Annotated in this window: 19 protein-coding genes and 1 other annotated feature; of the genes, 1 reads left to right on the top strand and 18 read right to left on the bottom strand. The window is 48.9% G+C overall.

All coding sequences use genetic code 11. The features are described 5' to 3' along the window. Positions 1-137 precede the first annotated feature (137 nt). On the top strand, positions 138-980 hold the full coding sequence (locus FNY66_RS05290) for a MurR/RpiR family transcriptional regulator (RefSeq protein WP_087151578.1): 843 nt from the start codon (positions 138-140) through the stop codon (positions 978-980). 189 nt (positions 981-1,169) lie between these two features. Here FNY66_RS05290 and FNY66_RS05295 read toward each other — a convergent pair whose 3' ends face one another. The 18 genes from FNY66_RS05295 to FNY66_RS05375 all read right to left on the bottom strand — a co-directional run bounded on the left by FNY66_RS05295 (position 1,170) and on the right by FNY66_RS05375 (position 18,733). Beyond that, the gene (locus tag FNY66_RS05295) at positions 1,170-1,967 is read right to left on the bottom strand and encodes a PHP-associated domain-containing protein (protein WP_150310500.1); all 798 of its coding nucleotides are present in this window, start codon (positions 1,965-1,967) and stop codon (positions 1,170-1,172) included. A gap of 15 nt (positions 1,968-1,982) precedes the next feature. Beyond that, positions 1,983-2,807 carry an energy-coupling factor transporter transmembrane component T family protein gene (locus FNY66_RS05300; RefSeq protein ID WP_150310501.1) on the bottom strand — a complete coding sequence of 275 codons (825 nt, stop codon included), beginning with the start codon at positions 2,805-2,807 and terminating at the stop codon, positions 1,983-1,985. A 5-nt stretch (positions 2,808-2,812) separates the two neighbouring features. Beyond that, on the bottom strand, positions 2,813-4,528 hold the full coding sequence (locus FNY66_RS05305) for an ABC transporter ATP-binding protein (RefSeq protein ID WP_087151575.1): 1,716 nt from the start codon (positions 4,526-4,528) through the stop codon (positions 2,813-2,815). 42 nt (positions 4,529-4,570) lie between these two features. Further along, complete coding sequence (locus FNY66_RS05310) at positions 4,571-5,410, bottom strand: cell division protein FtsQ (protein ID WP_150310502.1); 840 nt, start codon at positions 5,408-5,410, stop codon at positions 4,571-4,573. Positions 5,411-5,580: 170 nt separating this feature from the next. Next, complete coding sequence (locus FNY66_RS05315) at positions 5,581-5,997, bottom strand: stage V sporulation protein AB (protein WP_150310503.1); 417 nt, start codon at positions 5,995-5,997, stop codon at positions 5,581-5,583. Next, entirely contained in the window at positions 5,957-6,622 is a 666-nt protein-coding gene (locus FNY66_RS05320; protein ID WP_087151572.1) for a stage V sporulation protein AA, read from the bottom strand. The genes FNY66_RS05315 and FNY66_RS05320 overlap by 41 nt, the downstream gene beginning before the upstream one ends. Then, positions 6,612-6,797, bottom strand: a complete 186-nt coding sequence (locus FNY66_RS05325) for a hypothetical protein (RefSeq protein ID WP_087151571.1) — start codon at positions 6,795-6,797, stop codon at positions 6,612-6,614. Before FNY66_RS05325 ends, FNY66_RS05320 begins: the two co-directional genes overlap by 11 nt. A 90-nt stretch (positions 6,798-6,887) precedes the next feature. Next, positions 6,888-7,604 carry an RNA polymerase sporulation sigma factor SigF gene (sigF, locus tag FNY66_RS05330; protein WP_087151570.1) on the bottom strand — a complete coding sequence of 239 codons (717 nt, stop codon included), beginning with the start codon at positions 7,602-7,604 and terminating at the stop codon, positions 6,888-6,890. Continuing rightward, positions 7,583-8,038 (bottom strand): anti-sigma F factor, encoded by a 456-nt coding sequence (gene spoIIAB / locus FNY66_RS05335; protein WP_150310504.1) that lies wholly within the window; start codon positions 8,036-8,038, stop codon positions 7,583-7,585. The genes sigF and spoIIAB overlap by 22 nt, the downstream gene beginning before the upstream one ends. Beyond that, on the bottom strand, positions 8,035-8,349 hold the full coding sequence (locus FNY66_RS05340) for an STAS domain-containing protein (protein ID WP_087151568.1): 315 nt from the start codon (positions 8,347-8,349) through the stop codon (positions 8,035-8,037). The genes spoIIAB and FNY66_RS05340 overlap by 4 nt, the downstream gene beginning before the upstream one ends. A 130-nt stretch (positions 8,350-8,479) precedes the next feature. Further along, positions 8,480-9,874: a tetratricopeptide repeat protein gene (locus FNY66_RS05345; RefSeq protein WP_087151567.1), complete on the bottom strand. Its 1,395-nt coding sequence runs from the start codon at positions 9,872-9,874 to the stop codon at positions 8,480-8,482. Between the two features lie 21 nt (positions 9,875-9,895). Continuing rightward, positions 9,896-10,030 (bottom strand): hypothetical protein, encoded by a 135-nt coding sequence (locus FNY66_RS15910; protein ID WP_267872924.1) that lies wholly within the window; start codon positions 10,028-10,030, stop codon positions 9,896-9,898. Continuing rightward, entirely contained in the window at positions 9,996-11,315 is a 1,320-nt protein-coding gene (locus tag FNY66_RS05350; RefSeq protein ID WP_150310505.1) for a bifunctional folylpolyglutamate synthase/dihydrofolate synthase, read from the bottom strand. The genes FNY66_RS15910 and FNY66_RS05350 overlap by 35 nt, the downstream gene beginning before the upstream one ends. Then, the gene (locus FNY66_RS05355; protein ID WP_150310506.1) at positions 11,312-13,534 is read right to left on the bottom strand and encodes an LTA synthase family protein; all 2,223 of its coding nucleotides are present in this window, start codon (positions 13,532-13,534) and stop codon (positions 11,312-11,314) included. The genes FNY66_RS05350 and FNY66_RS05355 overlap by 4 nt, the downstream gene beginning before the upstream one ends. 45 nt (positions 13,535-13,579) lie before the next feature. Continuing rightward, positions 13,580-16,228 (bottom strand): valine--tRNA ligase, encoded by a 2,649-nt coding sequence (locus FNY66_RS05360; RefSeq protein ID WP_150310507.1) that lies wholly within the window; start codon positions 16,226-16,228, stop codon positions 13,580-13,582. A 71-nt stretch (positions 16,229-16,299) separates the two neighbouring features. Further along, positions 16,300-16,585, bottom strand: a binding site (T-box leader). 280 nt (positions 16,586-16,865) lie between these two features. After that, positions 16,866-17,627 (bottom strand): glucosaminidase domain-containing protein, encoded by a 762-nt coding sequence (locus FNY66_RS05365; protein WP_087151563.1) that lies wholly within the window; start codon positions 17,625-17,627, stop codon positions 16,866-16,868. Positions 17,628-17,848: 221 nt separating this feature from the next. Further along, positions 17,849-18,163 (bottom strand): L-rhamnose mutarotase, encoded by a 315-nt coding sequence (rhaM, locus tag FNY66_RS05370; protein WP_150310508.1) that lies wholly within the window; start codon positions 18,161-18,163, stop codon positions 17,849-17,851. 129 nt (positions 18,164-18,292) lie between these two features. Then, positions 18,293-18,733: a MarR family winged helix-turn-helix transcriptional regulator gene (locus FNY66_RS05375; protein ID WP_087151561.1), complete on the bottom strand. Its 441-nt coding sequence runs from the start codon at positions 18,731-18,733 to the stop codon at positions 18,293-18,295. Positions 18,734-18,751: the final 18 nt, after the last annotated feature.

An 18,751-nucleotide genomic window follows, 5' to 3' on the forward strand; every position in this document is an offset into this window, starting at 1 on the left:
CGAATTACACCGTATTTGTCACTGTACATAAAGTAAATAAATATGATTATTTTAATTTTACATAGTTTGCATCTACGTTTTACTTTTTAGTGGTATAATTCATCTTAGCCATAGATACACAGCAAAGGAGTTTCTTTATGACTGATATATATTTTGTAAAGTCCGACGTCCATTTTACAAAAACAGAGAAGAAAATTATCGAGTATATTATTGCCAGTCCGCAGGAGTTCATCCGCAGGAGTATCGGGGAAGTCGCGCGATGCATCGGCAGTTCGGAACCGACTGTTTCGCGCTTTGCAAGGCATTGCGGATATGCGGATTTCAAGGAGCTGAAAAATGCCGTCCTGCAGCATGTGTCCGAAGAGAATCCTCCGGCAGGAAAGTTAAGTTCTACTCTGGGAAACGAGTCTGCTTCTACGCCTGACGGATTTCTCCGGCGTCAGCAGTATTGTATCGAAAGGACACTGGAATTTCTTGATGATAAAATTCTGGATAATGCTGCGGACGCGATCCTGGATGCTGAAACGATCTACGTGTACGCCAAAGGTGCCTCTGTGTCCATGGCTGATCTGCTCAAATTCCGACTGAACCGCTTTGGCAGAAGAGTGATCCTTCTCCCCGCCGGCAGTTCAGAGCTCTTTGAATATATGAATTTCTTTACTGAAAAAGACCTTGTGATCCTCTTCGGATTTCAGAAGACGCCAAAGGAAGCATCGGTGCTTCTCGATTATCAGAAAAAAATACATTACAAATGCATCTTCTTCACAAGCCGTCTCTATCATTCACTGGATCATGAAACGGTAATCCCTCTGTATGTTTTTCGGGGCGAGCCCTCAGAATACCATTCCATGGCAGCTCCCGCCGCCCTTCTCGACGCCCTTGTGGTAATGCTCGGAGCAAAGCTTAAGGAAACCTCATCCGGACAGCTCGACAGCCTGTACAGATTAAAAGAGCATTATAAAACGGAGATCCCAAGGTAGGATCTCCGTTTAAATACCTTCCTGATGGTCGTTCGACCGCGCCATTCGTAAAGCCGCACTAACGTGCTTACCGCGGCTCTGCCGCTTCTTTACTCATGTACTGGCGCTCGCCTCATCAGGAAAAGGCCGAAATGAACCTTATGCAAGCATAATTCATTCCAGCCTTTCCTGATGGTCGAACTGGTTTCCTCATATCTCCGCACCTTTTAACAGTACAGATACGTAATCTCCGCCCAGCGCGTCGATTTCTTTTAGCGCACGTTTTAAGATTCCCGCTGACTCTACTTTAAAGCCGAGCGCATCAGACATCCGGATCTCATACGCACCTTTTGTGATCTCCGCTGCCAGATCCCGTACCGTATCGACGGTCCGGCTGAATTCATTCCAGACACATCCATACTGGAAGGACTGGTGTGTGTCGCTGCCTGCTACGAGCGGACGGTCCAGTCTGCGGGAGAGCGCCCTCATCTTCTCCCATGTGCCGTCGCAGTCTCGCGCCAGGTCTTTTCCGTTCACATCGAGGAAGAAAAATTTCTTCAGCATGTCATCCGGAAGTTCCGGAATGTGCCCTCCCTCTCTGTAGGGATGCCCCGCGCCGAAAATCACCGGATACTCTTCCACCATTTCCGCGAGTTTTTCAAAAGGCAGGAATTTACCTTTCTCTTTATTCGGTTCCAGCCGCCGGTTCATCTCCAGGATGCACTCCATCGGCCCGATGATCAGCGTGTGGCCGCCCTCAGCGATGTCCGTCTCCATACCCGGGAAGATTCGGAATCCGCTCTCTGTCACCAGGGAATCACCTTCTCTTGTGCAGCGTCCGGATATGTACCGGTATACTTCCTGAAATCCCAGCGTATTAAAATGCTCTGTCAGACAGAGGGCATCCAGACCTGTCTTCTGTGCTTCGCCAAAGAGCCAGTCCGTATATTCTTTTGAAAAGGGAAGCTTCTTGGCCAGTTTCCCGTGTGTGTGAAAATCAATTTTCATGTTCTCATCCTCCTGTTATAGTGCGACAGACAGCCCGATGCTTGCGCCTACCCACGCCGCCGAGATGCATAAAAAAATGATATCTGCCTGCGTGACTTTCAGCATTGATAACTTCATCTTCTTTACCTCCGGATTCTGGATCGAATACCGGTATCCCCGAAGTTCCAGTGCCTCTACCGTAGTTCTGGAGCGTTTTGCTGTATTGAGCATCAGCGGGTAGAAAGCCTGTATGATCATCTTGACCTGATATCCGAGATACCGGATTTTTCCGATCAAACCGTTTTTGTGGGGCGGATTGCCTCTGAGACGGTAGGACAGGAGGATATTCTGGAACTCTTCCATCAGTACCGGCAGAATGCGGTAAGCAAAAGATATACTGAATGAGAGCTGTCCCGGGCAGCCGTACCAGAGCAGTCCGTTGGCCAGACGGTCCGGGTCAAGCCCGGAGAACACCGTGATCGATGCAAGCGATACGACCGCCACCTTCAGCGTCATTACAAGGAGCGGGGCGATCGTCTCTGTGTTTCCTCCGAAGAAGAGCGCCACGATAAAGAGATAACCGGTCTGTGAAAAGACGCCCACGCAGAACAGAAACAGAACAAGCGGAGCGATCTTCGCCGCTCTCGTGGTAAGCGCTACAAACACAAAGATCCCCAGCAGAAGCACCACATCGTTTAAGAACCACGGGACAAGTCCGAAAAACAGGTACCAGACGAGCAGGATGCGCGGGTCCAGTTTTGCGATCACCGTGTCATCGTTTCCATATGCATTTTTGAGCACCTGATTTCTCAGGAAATCAATGGATATTTTATCTAATATATTTTCTGAAAGTTTACGCATATCTCTTACCCCCGGAAATATTCCATGAATTCATCGATCGTAAAGCACGGATTCTCAATACCGAGAGTCCTTCCCATATCATAGATCTGCGGCGGGCGTATCCCCACCTGCTGACGCACATACATATCGGCAAAGATTTCCTCTTTTGTTCCGTCCGCGATCACATATCCCGCAGAAAGTACGATCAGGCGTTCCGCCCAGTCGCACACAAGCTGCATATCGTGTGTGGCGATGACAACAGTGTCCGTAACCCCTTTGAGGAGCTGAAGCGTCTTCATGATCTCCCGCCTCGTAGCGATATCCAGGTTCGCCGTAGGTTCGTCAAGGAGCAGGATCTCCGGCTGAAGAGCGATACCGATGGCAAGGGATGCCCGCCGCATCTGCCCGCCCGAGAGCAGCCTGCCGTCACGGTCCTGCAGATCCGTAAGACGGAACATCTCGAGCAGTTCATCCGTCCTCTTCTGATAATCTTCGACCTTTCTCACCATCATGGCATACTCGATATCCTTGCGGATAGAGTCTTTGATAAACATCTCCTCCGGGTTCTGATAGACTATCGAGATGCTGCGCCCCAGTTCTTCCTTGGGAAGATCCGCCGTCGGCCTTCCGTTTAGGAGCACCTGCCCGGACTCCGGGCGGATCAGGCCCATCATGAGTTTAAGCATGGTAGACTTGCCGGCTCCGTTGGACCCGATCAGCGCGATCTTCTCTCCTTTTCCGATCTGAAGGGAAAAGTCATCAAAGATCTTCGGCGGCTCTCCTTTGACTGCACGGTATTTTACCGTCACATTTTTAAAGTCGATGATCGCGTCTCTCTGCTTCTGTCTTGTCACCGTCTGTTTGCAGGCCGGTCCTTTATTTTTCAGATAAGGCGTAAATACATGCATTCCCTCCTCTACATCTACCGGAAGCACCTGGTCTCTTTTAAGGAACGGCTCTTTCGGGAGAAGGCCGCCGTCGATCATCCGTTCTGTCGCGATCGCTACCTGCGGCGGGAATATGTTGCATGCCTGCAGCTCCTCCGTGCGGCGCATGGCCTCCTTTGCCGGCAGAGTCCACTGCACGGTTCCGTCTTTTAGGAGCATGACATGTCTGCAGTATTTTACGATATAGTCTGTGTGATGTTCGATCACGATGATCGTCTTGCCGTATTTCTCATTCAGCTCTTTTAACACATCATAGATTCCATCCGCATGGGCGGGATCAAGCTGTGCAATAGGTTCGTCAAGGATCAGGATATCAGGGCTTAAAGCCGCAGTTCCCGCAAGGGCGAGCAGATGCTTCTGTCCTCCGGAGAGCTGCCATACATAATCACCGGTCTTAGATGACAATCCACAGACCTTCAGTGCTTCCCTGCCTTTCTCCTCATAGTCCGGCATGGCATAATTGAGGCACGCATAGGACACGTCTTCCAGTACAGTCGGACAGACGATCTGGTTCTCAAAATCCTGATACACATACCCGACCTTGCGGGCAAGTGTACCGATCTCCTGCTCTTTCGTGTTCATTCCGTCGATGAGGACGTCGCCGTCCATGTCCCCGACGATAAAATGGGGGATCAGGCCGTTTAGTGTCTTACAAAGAGTAGATTTCCCGCAGCCGTTGTTTCCAACGATTGCAAGGAAATCCCCTTTTTCAATCTCTGCTGATGCATTTTTTAATGTCGGCTCTGATGCCCCCGGGTATGTAAATGTAAGATTTCTGATCTCTATAATACTCACTTGCGGGCACCTTCCTGTTATCTCGTGTTCTTGATACGTTACTTATGCTGACTGTCTGCTCCTGGCTCTGCTGCGGATCACGCCGATCACGATCAGCGCCACTACAACTGCTGCGACGATCGCAACAATGATCGCCGTCGTGCTCTCAGCCCATGCAGCTTCCCAGTCGATCAGTGCATATCCGCCTTTTGCCAGGAGCTGTGCCACGATCGCAACAACAAATCCTGCGAGACAAAGCCCGATAGACTTTGCAGAAAGCGCGCTTCCTGTCATGGTCTTCTCGTCACGCGGTTTCATGCCGAGCAGCGGCTCGATCTTACCGTAGAGCTTCGGTACAAGGAACATGGTCGGCAGCATACAGAAGAGGATGCCGGAAAACAGAAGATCGTTGAGACAGGCGAATCCTTCTGTGGCAAATACACTTTCCGGAAGTCCCGCGACAGCCTCGAAGTCTTCCACTGCAAACTGCACTTTCAGGATATCTACCACAGTTCCCATGAAGAGCTGAAGGAATACACCAAAGATAGAAGCGCCTGCTACTGCCGCGCGGTTTCTCGGGTTCTTCACAAGGCGGCCTGCGACATAGACGCCGATCGTCACTGTGAGGAATTTCTCCAGTTCGCCTAAGCCCCCGAACTGCCCCAGCATGATCTCGCTGAATACGAGCTCGCCGGTCGCTGCGCCTAAGCCCGCGGAAAGCGGATCAAAGAGCATCGCCAGTGTCAGCGGGATAAACAGGAAGTACTCAACTGAGAACTCCACGATTCCCACCTGGAAGGACGGGATCAGCTCTGTAAACAAAGTCGCCAGTCCGTAAAGTGACATAGAAAGGACAAACACCATAAGTTTCTGTGACTGTGAAATCTTGTTTTGCGGATTCATGATTATCTCCTCCATTACTCTCTTGTTCTTATCATTAACAGTTCAGCCATCTGATGAACTGCTTTAACTACAGTGCCTATTATAACGAGATGAAGATATTGGTGAAATCACGAATCGATAAAATGTAAGTAAAATTTTCGTAAATACATTTTATGAAAGTTTTATTACATTTACCATCCCTGAAACAGATGTACACAGGCTCCGAATCCTTTACCCAAAGCCAGACTGATGACAAATACGGAGATATAACGTACGATGCGCGCACGCCGCATAAAGACTGGAAATACATTAAGGATCTCAGCCAGCGCCATTGCCCAGCATCCTACGAATATCCCTCCGAATATGCCGAATACAGCGAGTCCCCAGTCTCCCGCAGGTATCCCGATCTGAAAGACATAGACCAGATTACCCAGAATGCCTCCGAGCGCCGTACAGTCCTCATAGAAGAGGATCTGATCCGCCGTGTGCGTCCGGTCTGCAAAATCCGCGATCACTCCCAGTTCCACAATAAAAGAAAAAAGGCCGCCCGCCACGGCGACCCCGGCGCTAAGTCCGATTACTGCCAGAAGTACCTGTTGTGCCCACATCGATCTCTTCTCCTTTCCGTTCTGCATCTTCGATCAGTGTCGTCTGGATATCATTTTCATACAGCCTCATCTGTATCTCCATCGGCGTAGGATCTACAGTGAATCGTTTCCTGCCGAAATGATTAAAAAAGATCAGGATACCGGCTGTGATCCCGACAGAGTATGTTATCTCCAGTATCGTGAATCTGCCTGCATCCTGGCCGGTGACAAGCTCGTGCATCTGCCCGAAAAGCTTCGTCACATCTACATCATTATTGAATGCCATGATTGAAAAAGCCGCCCCGAAAAATGTCACCGCAGCCACAAACACAGTCTTTATGATATGCCAGGCAAGTGCCGGCGTCTTCTGGTCTTCATAAGTCACGATAATATCCGCCTCTCCCAGATTCTGGACATCAGCCCCCGGGAATTTCTCATGGATGCAGGATATGATCTTAAGCACTGAGACCACACATCTCTGTCTCCCGCTTTTCTTAAACTTCACAATCCTGAGCGTTTTGATTTTGGCAAGCATCAGTTTGTCAGTGCATTCCATACTCAGGAGATCCCCCAGCGTTACATCGGGCTTCGTGACTTCTACATCCCTGTCCCCTTTGATATATAGAATTTTACTGTCAGATGCCATCCGCTCTTTCCTCCTCTGACAGCAGAGTCACACCTCTGCAATCCTGCACCCGGATCAGGAATCCCTCACTGCCGTTCTCTGACGGCACGCTGAAATAATACAGGACACCGATCACAACTGCCGCCAGAACAACAACGAGAAGGCAGATCCATATCTTTTTCTTTCCGTCATCCATTGTATCCACCTGTCCTTTCTGTGGATTAGTATTCGGGTTTGCGGAAAAATTATGCATCTTAAAATATTTTACCGCATGTTTTCTCAGAATTTATGAGCCTCTCTTTTTAAGATTCTCCATGATCTTCTTTTCCATCCTTGATACCTGTACCTGAGAGATTCCCATGATCTTTCCCACATCGGACTGTGTCCGGTCGGCAAAATAACGCAGCCATATGAGCCGCCTCTCCTGCGGATCCAGAGACTCCAGCAGCTGTTTTAATACGATCCGGTCCAGGATCTTGTCCTCACTTTTTTCCTTTTCTTCAATCTTGTCCAACAGACGGATCTCACTTCCTTCTTTCTGGTGGATCGGACGGTAGAGGGAATCCACTTCTCCCCCTGCCTCCATCGCCTGCACCAGTTCCTCTTTCTCTACTCCCAGCTCTTCTGAGAGCTCGTCCATTGTAGGCTCCCTGCCCAGTCTGTCCGTGAGCCGCTCTCCGGCCTTCAGACTTTTCCAGGAGAGTTCTTTTAAAGAGCGGCTGACCTTGATCATTCCGTCGTCCCGCAGGAACCGCTTGATCTCTCCGGAGATCATAGGGACCGCATAAGTGGAAAATTTCACATCATAAGACAGATCAAACTTATCGATCGCTTTGAGCAGACCGATACTTCCGATCTGAAAGAGGTCCTCCGTCTCCACCCCGCGTCCGCCGAAACGCTTCACAACGCACCAGATCAGCCCGATATTCTCCTCTACAAGCTGTTCTCTCGCCTCTTTATCCCCGTCGTGTGATCTCCTGATCAAAGCGATTGTGTGGTCCATATCTCCCTTCCTTTTCCGACGGTCTTCTTCATCTTCACGCGGGTGCCTTTTCCCGGTTCAGACTCCACTTCCACGCTGTCCATGAAAGCCTCCATGAACGCAAATCCCATGCCTGAACGGTCCTGTTCCGGCATTGTCGTAAACATCGGCTGCATTGCTTTCTGTACATCTTCTATTCCTCTGCCGCTGTCACTGACTTCTACTGTAAGCACATTTTCTGATATCCTGCACCGGATAGATACTTTATGCACTTCATTTGCATATCCGTGTATGATCGCATTTGTCACCGCCTCTGACACAGCGGTCTTAACATCTGCCACTTCTTCTACTGTAGGATTAAGCTGGGTCATAAATGACGCCACCGCCACTCTGGCAAATCCTTCATTTTCCGAACGGCTGTCGAATCTGATCTCCATTTCATTCGTATTTTTCATGCTCTTTCCTCCTCATAGATCTGCATTATTTTCGTCACCCCTGAAAGTGTCAGTATCTTTTTGATCCTTGCATTTGTGTGGACCGCCCACACTTCTCCGCCGATCAGACTGACAGTCTTATATCTTCCCATGATAACCCCTATTCCCGAACTGTCCATAAAGTCCGTCATCTCAAAATCAAAGATCACATATTTAATGTGGTTTCTGTCGATCACGGCATCTGCCTCCCTCTTGATCTCCTCCGCATTGTGGTGATCCACCTCGCGGGGCAGATAAATCGTCAGACAGTTCTCCTGAACCTGATATTTCATACTACTCCTCCTCGTTTTTATCAGCCACCCGGTCCCAGTTTCTGTAATTTGGCCGAGTAAAAAGGGACATACCATCCGGTACATCCCTTTTCATTCGTATCTTAATATAACTGTTACGTGTTTATCCGGTTTACTGTCCCTCATTCGAAGAACTGTCTCCTGACGAACTGCTGTCCGTGCTCCCGTCATCTGATGAACTGCTGTCTGCGGCCGACGAAAGACTGTCCAGATTTGTCTGTGCCTCCTCAGCGTAATCCGAGTCTGCATATTCATCCACAACCCTCTGGAAATATGTAATAGCATTTTCATTATCGCCATTACCCCTATATGCCTGCGCAAGATTAAAAAGCGCCTGTCCGTTGTTATATCCTGCATTCATACGGACAACTTTATAAAATGCATCGACAGCTCCCTGATAATTTCCCGCATTTAATGCTTCTGTACCCGTAGAGAAATTCGTCTCGCATGCGCTTGGATAGATCGCATCCGTCAGCTCATCATATCTCGACTGCCCGCTCTCGCCAAGAGAGTCTCTGTTGATGCCGATCAGAGAATCCGCCATCGTCGTATAACTGTATTCTCCCGAATTATACTGTTCGCTTACTGTCATAAGGCTCTCGTAACTGTCACGTGTCGTCTGGGCCTGATTTGTATCTGCTTCTACTTCTTCTCCGGATGCCCGGTAATTATCCAGTGTCCTTGTCTGAGCACTGACCTGAGCTTCCAGTGTCTTTATCTGCTCGCTGTAGTCCCGCATCTGATTATTCAGCCTGTCTGTTTCCGACTGGTTTGCGGCAGGTGCCACGAGAAACCATATAACTGCCGCTCCGATCGCAGCTCCGATAAAAATATTTGCCACCGCCAGATGGCTTGCCATGGCTTTGACTCGGGAGTGCTTTGGCTGAATGATTGTCTCGTTTCCGAGGCTGTACTCTACTGCATCCTCTTTCTTTTTCCCGGCTCTGCGCCGCTGTTTACCTCTCTGATGTGTGAGCTCATGCATATATTTCAATGTCAGCTCATTTCCGGTATCCAGCTTTCTCGCCTGCCGTACCATCTGACGTGCGCGCGTATACTGTCCGGTATGCAGATAAAGAAGAGCCAGGAGCTGATGCGCCTTTAAAAAGCTTGGATGCGATGCCACCACCTGCTTCAGCTGGATAATCGCCAGATCCTCCCCGTTCTGCTGACAGTAGCCCAGACACTGGTTATATTTCTTGATTGCCAGATTGATCGTCTCAAGTTCCTTTGCGGATGCCTGTACTGTGTTGATATAATAATCCGCTATATTATTATAAGAACGCAGATTCTTGCTGATAATCCATTCCACCAGTGCCTCCGGCACCTCACCGATCCCGTAATAGACAAGCCCCAGAAGATTCCTCGCCGCAATATTTTCCCTGTTGAACTGCAGGCTGCGCCGCAGCGAGACGATCGCACCGGACATGTCCCTGATCTGAGCCTTGCGCAAGCCGTCGTTATACCAGTAATTAGACTGATATACGATCTTCTTCGTGTAATCCATTTATACCCACCATTCTGTATCTTATTTATTCTGATCCATGACTTGTTTTAAAAGATCTGTCATATCCGACAGGTCTTCCTGATAAACTGCATCTTCAATTTCCTCGACTTCAAGACTTGGTTTAAACTTCTTTAATTCCTCTTCGTAATTCAGCATCTGACTTTACCTCCTGAATCAATTCCTCTATCATGCCCGTCAGGTAGAGTGAGCCGAGACAGTACAGTCTGCGGCTGTCCTTATGTTCAAGCGCCCACACAAAAGCTTCTCTTGCAGATTCTTTCACTACAACGGGCTTTTCCGTATATTTCCTGAAAACAGCCCCCAGCCGCTCTGCCCCTGTTCCGCGGGAATCGTCGATATGCGTCACCACATATAAGTCAGCCCTCAGATCCCTGCACAGTACGGCCGCCATCTTCTCATATTCTTTGTCTTTCACCGCAGAAAATAATATCATATTCCCGGTCTCATCCTGCGGAATGCTCTGAATAAATGCCTCGACTGCACTTATATTATGAGCTCCGTCCACGTACACTTCCGGAAGGACTTCTTCCATCCTGCCGGCCCATTTCAACCCGGACAGGACTTTTCTCCACCGCGCCGTGTGAGCGTTTTCTCCAAAGAGATGTCTCATCACTTCCATGGCCAGCATGGCATTGCCCGGCTGATATATTCCCGTATTGTTTAATTCCCACGTGGTATTTCCATAATAAGCACTGGAGCAGGAAAATGCAATATGTTTGTCCTTTATTCCGAGAATTTCGTACGCATCTTTCCCGATTTTTTTACAGAAGCTTCTGTTTTTCTGCGCTGCCTTTTCAATGACGCTGTCGCTTTCGACCGAGGATCCGGCGTAAAATACAGGCACGCCCGGACGGATGATCCCGGCCTTCTCCGACGCGATCTGCGCCAGAGTATCTCCCAGATACTGCATGTGGTCGTACCCGATGGAAGTGATCGCGCAGACCAGAGGCGTCTCAACAGCACTGGTCGCATCCAGCCTTCCGCCAAGCCCTGTCTCAAGGATCGCATACTCCACTCCCGCTTCGCGGAATGCACACAACGCCATTCCAAGAAGGAATTCAAAAAAAGTCGGATGAGAGAGATTGCTCTCATCCATGGCTTTCACAGCCCCCAGTACCTTTTCAAAGTTTTCTCTGAAAGACTCATCATCGATCGGGCTGCCGTCAACGACGATACGCTCATTGATCTTAACCAGGTGGGGGGAAGTGAAAAGCCCCGTCCGTTTTTCCTCCGAACGGAGCATCCCGTCAAGATACGCACACACGGAACCTTTTCCGTTAGTTCCCGCCACATGGATCACCTTCAGGCCATCCTGTGGGTCGCCGAGATATTTCAGAAAGGTCTTCGTGTGTACCGCATCATTCTTCTTTGTAAATTTAGGAATTTCCAGTATATACTTTACTGCTTCTTCGTATGTCATTCTTCCTGTTCTTCTTCCTGCTCTACAAACGCCTGACGTCCGTTCTGCGGCGCTTCCGGATCTGCCGGAAGCTCGGTCAGGGTTCCATTGTTATATTCGTATGTCTTCGACTCCCTGAATATTGTATTACTTGAACCAACCTGCGCCACCATGACTGTGTCGCCATCGTTGATCTCGGATTCTTTCAGATCCAGTCTTGTATTATTCAGGAATGTTGTCGTCTGCTTCTCTCCGTTGATATAGACTTTGCTCTGCTTCGTGAAGTTGTCACCGTAAATACTGTAAGTCGTTCCGTCAGCCTGCACGACCATCTGGGAGATTTCTGCGTCTTTAACACCCATGACCATATGCTCCTCGGGAACAGGCATGCCGGAATCGCCATACACATACTGGTCGCCGTACATCATATCATACTGGAGCAGCTCCAGATCCGCCAGATAATTCTTTGTTTCACGGCGCTGCTGATGATAATTAAACACTGTGCCGGAATGAATGTCCAGACGTTCGAACACTTCTGCCATGATCTGATATGCCGCTATGTTCTCGTCCTGTTTCTCCAGCCCGATATTATCCCAGATCACATAGTTTGTATTGTAGAGGTATCTGCTCTTAAGATCTTTCGCTTCAAGGTTCATGGTCGGGAGGTGGTCCCCGTAGAACACAAGCACTGTAGGTTCATTTCTGGACTCTACCGCCTCGATCAGCTCACCCGCGAATTTATCCATTTCATGGACAAGATTGACATAATACTCCCAGGCATTTCTCTCTCCTTCGTCCTCGACACCGCTTACAACGATCTCTGGATCTTCAAGGACCTTTTCTGTCGGATATTCTCCATGCCCCTCCACACTTATCGTAAAGACAAAATCCTGACCTTCTGTCGTATCCATAGATTCCATGATATTCGGCACGAGGATATCATCTGTCGCCCAGCCTTTCGGCGTAGTCTGAAGGATATTCATGAACTCCTTGCTCGTATAATGGTCAAACCCCATCTTGTTAAAAACCTGTGCGCGGCTGTAGAAATTACCACCGTTATTGTGCAGCGCCTCTGCACCGTAGCCGAGGGCTTTCAGCGCGCTGGCAGCACTCTCCATCTGGTTAAACTTCGCGTAAGTCTTATACGGATATTCTCCCGGTCCGAAGAAACGCATGCTCATGCCGGTAAGGACTTCAAACTCTGTGTTGGCTGTTCCGGCTCCCACGGAAGGCACTTTAAAATACCCGCTGGAATATTCGTCAAACAGTTTCCTTAAGTTCGGGATCGGATCCTCGGAGAACCTGAGCCACTCCACTTCCGTCGGATCGAAGAAAGACTCCAGCTGCACAAACATAATATTAGGCACCTCGTCCTCCGAAAGTCCGGTACTGCTCTGAGTCAGTTTCCCGTTATCCGTGATCTCATTCATCGTCTCTTCACTGTAGCCTGCCGGCTCATTGATACCCGTATTGAACAGGCTGGCAGAAAAACAGTACGGGAAGCCGTAGTCTTCATAGGCAAAAGCAATATTCCCGAAGTAATTCGAGATTACACGTTTATCTATGGCCACATCTGTCAGCCACAGGCATGCAGCAAATGAGACTCCGACGCCGCACAGGGCAATAAACCTGTGCATCTTTCCCGTAAACTGCCCGCCTCTTCTCCACATGGAAACAACCCAGAAAATAAGGGCCACCACGCCGATAATGATCATAACAAGCTCAAAAGCATTGAAGTAGCTGTTCATCACCGCCAGTGCTTCCGACATTGCTTTCAGGTCCTGCGCATTGAACGGCGTCACTCTCTTAGTGAGGAGATATCCGTTACAGATACCTAAAACCACCCAGAACACACTGACCAGTATTCGGGCAAACACTCTCCTTCTCACCAGATATACGATGGAGAATGTCGCAAATATCATAAACGAATTATACAGGAACACAAGAGGTGTTCCTGTCATGTAATCCCACGCCTCAAAAGGAGACAGACGGGATATAGTCTCGATCAGGAAGTTGATCACACATGCAAGAAGGAAGTGGAGCGGCAGGGAGAGCCTGTTCATCCACTTATAGACCGGCTGCATTTTCTTCGCGAACTTACTGTTCCGCCGTTCTTCCAGTATGCGCTGCCTGCGCTCTTTCTTCTCCTTGAAATGACGCTTGATATCTTCTTTTTTCAGATTTCTGACTTTAGTAAAAAATCCTTTGATATCAGGTTTCCTGATATGAATACGTTTCATGTATGATCTTACATCCTTTCTTCTCCAAGAGGAAATCTTTGTAAACTATTTTACAAGCCCCGCCATTCTCTCTTTCACCTGTGCGAGCATCTGGGTGTATTTCTCCAGTTTGTCTCTCTCCGCCTGGACTTTATCCGCCGGAGCCTTGCTCACGAACTTCTCATTCGAGAGCATTCCTTCTGCTCTCTTTATCTCTTTATTCAGTCTTGCCTCTTCTTTAGCAAGTCTTTCCTTCTCCTGCTCAAAATCTACCAAATCCTCAAGCGGCAGGTATACGACTGCATCCGGAACAACAACAGATACCGCACTGTCTGCAATACCTTCTTTGTCTCCCTGGATCAGGATCTCGTTTGCCATCATCAGCGGTTTCACAGACGCGCTGACCGCTTCAATACCGCTGCAGAGTTCTTCCATAGTGCAGACAATATATACTTTCGTCTTCCTGCTGTTCGGCACATCCATCTCAGAACGGATATTACGGATACCTCTCGTGATCGCTTTCACATGTTCCATCACGTTCTCGTCCGCCGGGAAATTCCACTCGTCTTTGTACTTCGGCCACTCTGACATCATCAGAGACTCTTCTTCCGGTACAAGCGCGCTGTAGATTTCCTCTGTAATAAACGGCATGAACGGATGGAGCAGTTTCAGCGCCTGTCCGAGAACCGTCTTCAGTACCCACAGAACGCAGTTCGCAGCTTCCGGATCTTCTTCTGCGTGGTAGATACGGTATTTCGCAAGCTCCACATACCAGTCACAGAATTCATCCCAGATAAAGTCGTAGACTTTCTGTACTGCGATACCGAGCTCGTATTTGTCCATGTTCTCTGTCACGTCTTTTGCCAGTGTGTTCACCGCGGAGAGGATCCAGCGGTCAGCCGGCGTCAGGAGTGCGTCATCCGGTTTGTCGATGACATTTTCCTTCATATTCATAAGGATGAAACGTGATGCATTCCATACCTTGTTTGCAAAATTCCTGCTCGCCTCTACTCTCTCGTTGTAGAAACGCATGTCGTTGCCCGGCGCGTTTCCGGTCACAAGCGTCAGTCTAAGCGCGTCAGCGCCATACTTGTCGATGATCTCAAGCGGATCAATACCGTTTCCGAGAGATTTACTCATCTTGCGTCCCTGAGAATCACGTACCAGTCCGTGAATGAGCACGGTGTGAAACGGCGACTTTCCTGTGTGCGCGTATCCTGAGAATACCATACGGATAACCCAGAAGAAGATGATGTCATATCCGGTCACAAGCACATCGGTCGGATAGAAATAATCCAGATCCTCTGTCTTGTCCGGCCACCCAAGGGTAGAGAACGGCCACAGGGCTGATGAGAACCATGTATCCAGAGTATCCTCATCCTGTGTGAAATGCGTGCATCCGCAGTGCGGACATTTCTCCGGCGCCTGTCTGTCTACGACGAACTCACCGCACTCGTCGCAGTAATATGCCGGAATTCTGTGTCCCCACCAGATCTGGCGGGAAATACACCAGTCTTTGATATTCTCAAGCCAGTGCAGATAGATCTTGTCAAAACGGTCCGGAACGAATTTAAGCTCGCCGGTCTTTAATGCGTTGATCGCCGGTTTCGCCAGTTCATCCATCTTCACGAACCACTGCTGTTTGATGAGCGGCTCTACCGTAGTGCCGCAGCGGTCATGAGTTCCTACCGCGTGTGTGTGCGGAACAACTTTTACAAGATATCCCTGCTCCTCCAGTTCTTTTACGATAGCTTTTCTCGCCTCGTAGCGGTCCATGCCCGCGTATTTGCCGCCATTTTCATTGATCGTGGCATCATCGTTCATGATGTTGATCTCCGGCAGGTTGTGACGCTTGCCTACTTCGAAGTCATTCGGGTCGTGAGCCGGTGTGATCTTCACAGCTCCGGTACCGAACTCTTTGTCTACATAATAATCCGCAACGATCGGGATCTCTCGTCCTACAAGCGGCAGGATCACGTTCTTGCCTACGATATCCTGATAACGCTCATCATCCGGATGAACGGCGATCGCAGTATCTCCGAGCATTGTCTCCGGACGTGTAGTCGCGATCTCGAGGAAACGGTCTGTTCCCACGATCGGGTATTTGATGTGCCAGAAGTGCCCTTCCTGCTCTTCGTGCTCTACCTCTGCATCAGACAGGGAAGTCTTACATTTCGGGCACCAGTTGATGATTCTTGATCCTTTGTAAATATATCCTTTTTTATACAGGCTGATAAATACTTCCTCGACCGCCTTGGAACATCCCTCGTCCATGGTAAAACGCTCTCTGTCCCAATCACAGGAGACGCCCAGTTTCTTGAGCTGTCCCTCGATCGTGCCCGCATACTCTTCTTTCCACTGCCAGGTTCTCTCTAAGAAGCCCTCGCGGCCGAGTTCCTTCTTATCGATTCCCTCTTCCTTGAGCTGGTTAGTCACCTTGACTTCTGTGGAAATCGCCGCATGGTCTGTTCCCGGAATCCAAAGCGCATTATATCCTTCCATCCTTTTATAACGGATCAGGATATCCTGAAGCGTATTGTCAAGGGCGTGGCCCATGTGAAGCTTTCCTGTGATATTCGGAGGCGGCATCACCGTTGTAAACGGTTTTCTGCTGCGGTCCACTTCCGCGTGAAAGTATTTGTTCTCACACCATTTTTCATACAGTTTCTCTTCGATCGCTTTCGGATCATAAGTCTTTGCCAATTCTTTGCTCATTGTATTCTCCTTTAATCCCCCGGTGTTCACGGATTTTTCACAATTACATAAAGAAACGCCCTTTACCTAATGTAAAGGGCGAAGATTCCGCGGTACCACCTTATTTCATACATTTCCCCGGTTTCCGCGTGATTGTTCCGCTCCGGGAAATATATCTCTCAAGTCCTGTAACGTGGACCACTCCGGGATAACTTACCCGCATCCCGCCTGCTGATCATATCAGCCATCCTCAGATGCTCTTCGGCTATCCGGTTCAAAAGCTACCTTCCACTATCCTTTTCCGAAACCGCCTTACAGCCTGAGGGCGGTTCTCTCTGGCGGAAGTAATAATGTACTCCTCTTCCTCTTCACCTTTGTTACAATAGTATTAACTAAAAATTAACTATGAAATACTATAGTCGCAAGAGGCTGATTTGTCAAGATATTTAGGAAATCTTAAGATATCAGATGGCGAGTCTGCTATATCGATATTGGAATATTGCATTTCAAAATCGCATATGCTATAATGCCACTAGGCAAAGAGAAATAATGAACTCCATATGATTCACCTCCTCTCTGTCACCAGATTTGGAGGCGGTAACAGGGAAATTATAGCATGAATTTCCTATTACCTTCTACTACTTTTCAGTAAAATACGTCACATCATCTCTTCGATCATTCCCACGATATCATACCCGTAATTGTCTCCCGTGGCCCAGCCAAGCCCCTCCGGGTTTTCCTGCTGCCCGAGCCACTGCACATAAGGTGCGGAGCCTTTCTTGACATACTCGTATCGGTCATCCACACACTCCTGATTCAGGGAATCTGATGTAGCATATGCTTTTAGATGCTGTATCTGTGCCCGTATCCCGGTCTGTACATCCGGGTAGGAATTTCCAGGCACGCCGTTTCCTGTCGTACCCAGACCGGCGAAATTAAACTGCTCGATAGAAGCATCGCCTCCGTACTGTAGAAATCCCGTCTCCTTCATCGTCTGGGCAAATGCCACCTCAGGACGGACCCCCTCCGCAGTCGCTTCATCATAATACATCTGGCAGAAAGTCTCGATAGAATCCGCGCCGCCCTCAGACAGCTCTTCTGCCGGATATACCTCTCCTGATGCATTAAAATAATCGACCATCTCCTGAACTGTGATATCGCTGCTTCCCATGATCGGATACTGCCCGTCCGCTATTGTCTCCTGCGCCTCTGCCATATCCGGGTTTGTTACAGAATCCTTATTCTCATTTTCTTGACTGGCATTTGTGCTGTCATCCCCGGCAGCCGCCTCAGTCTGCTCACTCTCAGCGGCACGTGGTGATAAAACTCCTGCAGCACCGGCCAGCCCGAGCGTGAGGACGATCAGCACCGCGAGTCCTGCTTCCATATAACGCTTAAATACATCATTGTTCCATTTCATTCATGCATACACTCCTGTGCAGATCAATCCACATCCGCAGGGAAAATCTTGTATCGGATGCCGCTTGCAGGTTTCTTTTCATATTATATTATATATGCTTCTGTCAATATGCATAGTTCACTGACGCTATCATGTCTCATAATCAAAACAGCAGCAGGGAAACGGTATATCAGCCTCTCCTGCTGCTATTTTAAAGACACAACTCTCTCCTTCTGATTCACCTAATCTAAATGGAACACCTCATGCAGATCCACAGACACCGGGCTGTTGTCCGGGTTCGTCTCCATGATATCAGCCATAAAATCCCACCACTTACGGTTAATCGCAGTATCCGCGCTCTCATCCCATTTCGCCGAATCTTCTACTTCAATGTATCCGTACAGGACAAGTGTCTCTCTGTCAAGAAAGATCGTATAGTTTTTTCCTCCGTATTCATGGATCATGTCCCGCATCTGGGGCCACAGCTCGTTGTGACGTTTTTCGTATTCTGCTTCCATCCCCGGATAGAGCTTCATTTTAAATCCCTTTCTTACCATATCGCTTTCCCTGCCTTTCTGATTATACCTTCTATAATAAATACTACTCTACATAGCATTAACAGCATAGAGGAATAATCTCTTATTATAGGTAATTTTTTCAGGCAATTCCACGCCGCGGCCGGACAGTCACTGTTTTTCGTACATTTTTCCCTCTAAATTATACTTTATCCTCTCCAGTTTCCCGGCAAGGCTATCCATTTCTTCCTGCCCGAACCCGTCAAACAGTATCTCTTCCAGCTGCCGGAATCCGGCTTTTACCTCCCCTGCTTTCACCCGTCCTGCAGCCGTCAGGCTGATCAGATAAGCCCGCCGGCAGCCGGGATCCCTTCTTCTTTCGATGAGTCCCTGCTTCTCCAGTCTGTCCAGGGTACGTGACATAGTTGTCACGTCCAGCATACATTCGTCCGCCAGTTTTCTCTGAGTGACATGCTCTGAAGACTCCAGTGACATCAGTATCCTCGCCTGCCCCTGTCCCGGTGTAAGTCCGATGCCGAGAAGAAATTCCTGCACTTTGCTCCGCTTCAGCTGTTCGATTTCAAACAGGAGCTGCCTCAGTCTCTGTTTCATCCTGTCTGCACCTCGTTT

This window comes from Mediterraneibacter catenae (genome assembly GCF_008691045.1).
In the GTDB taxonomy this organism is placed as follows: Bacteria; Bacillota; Clostridia; order Lachnospirales; family Lachnospiraceae; genus Mediterraneibacter; species Mediterraneibacter ornithocaccae.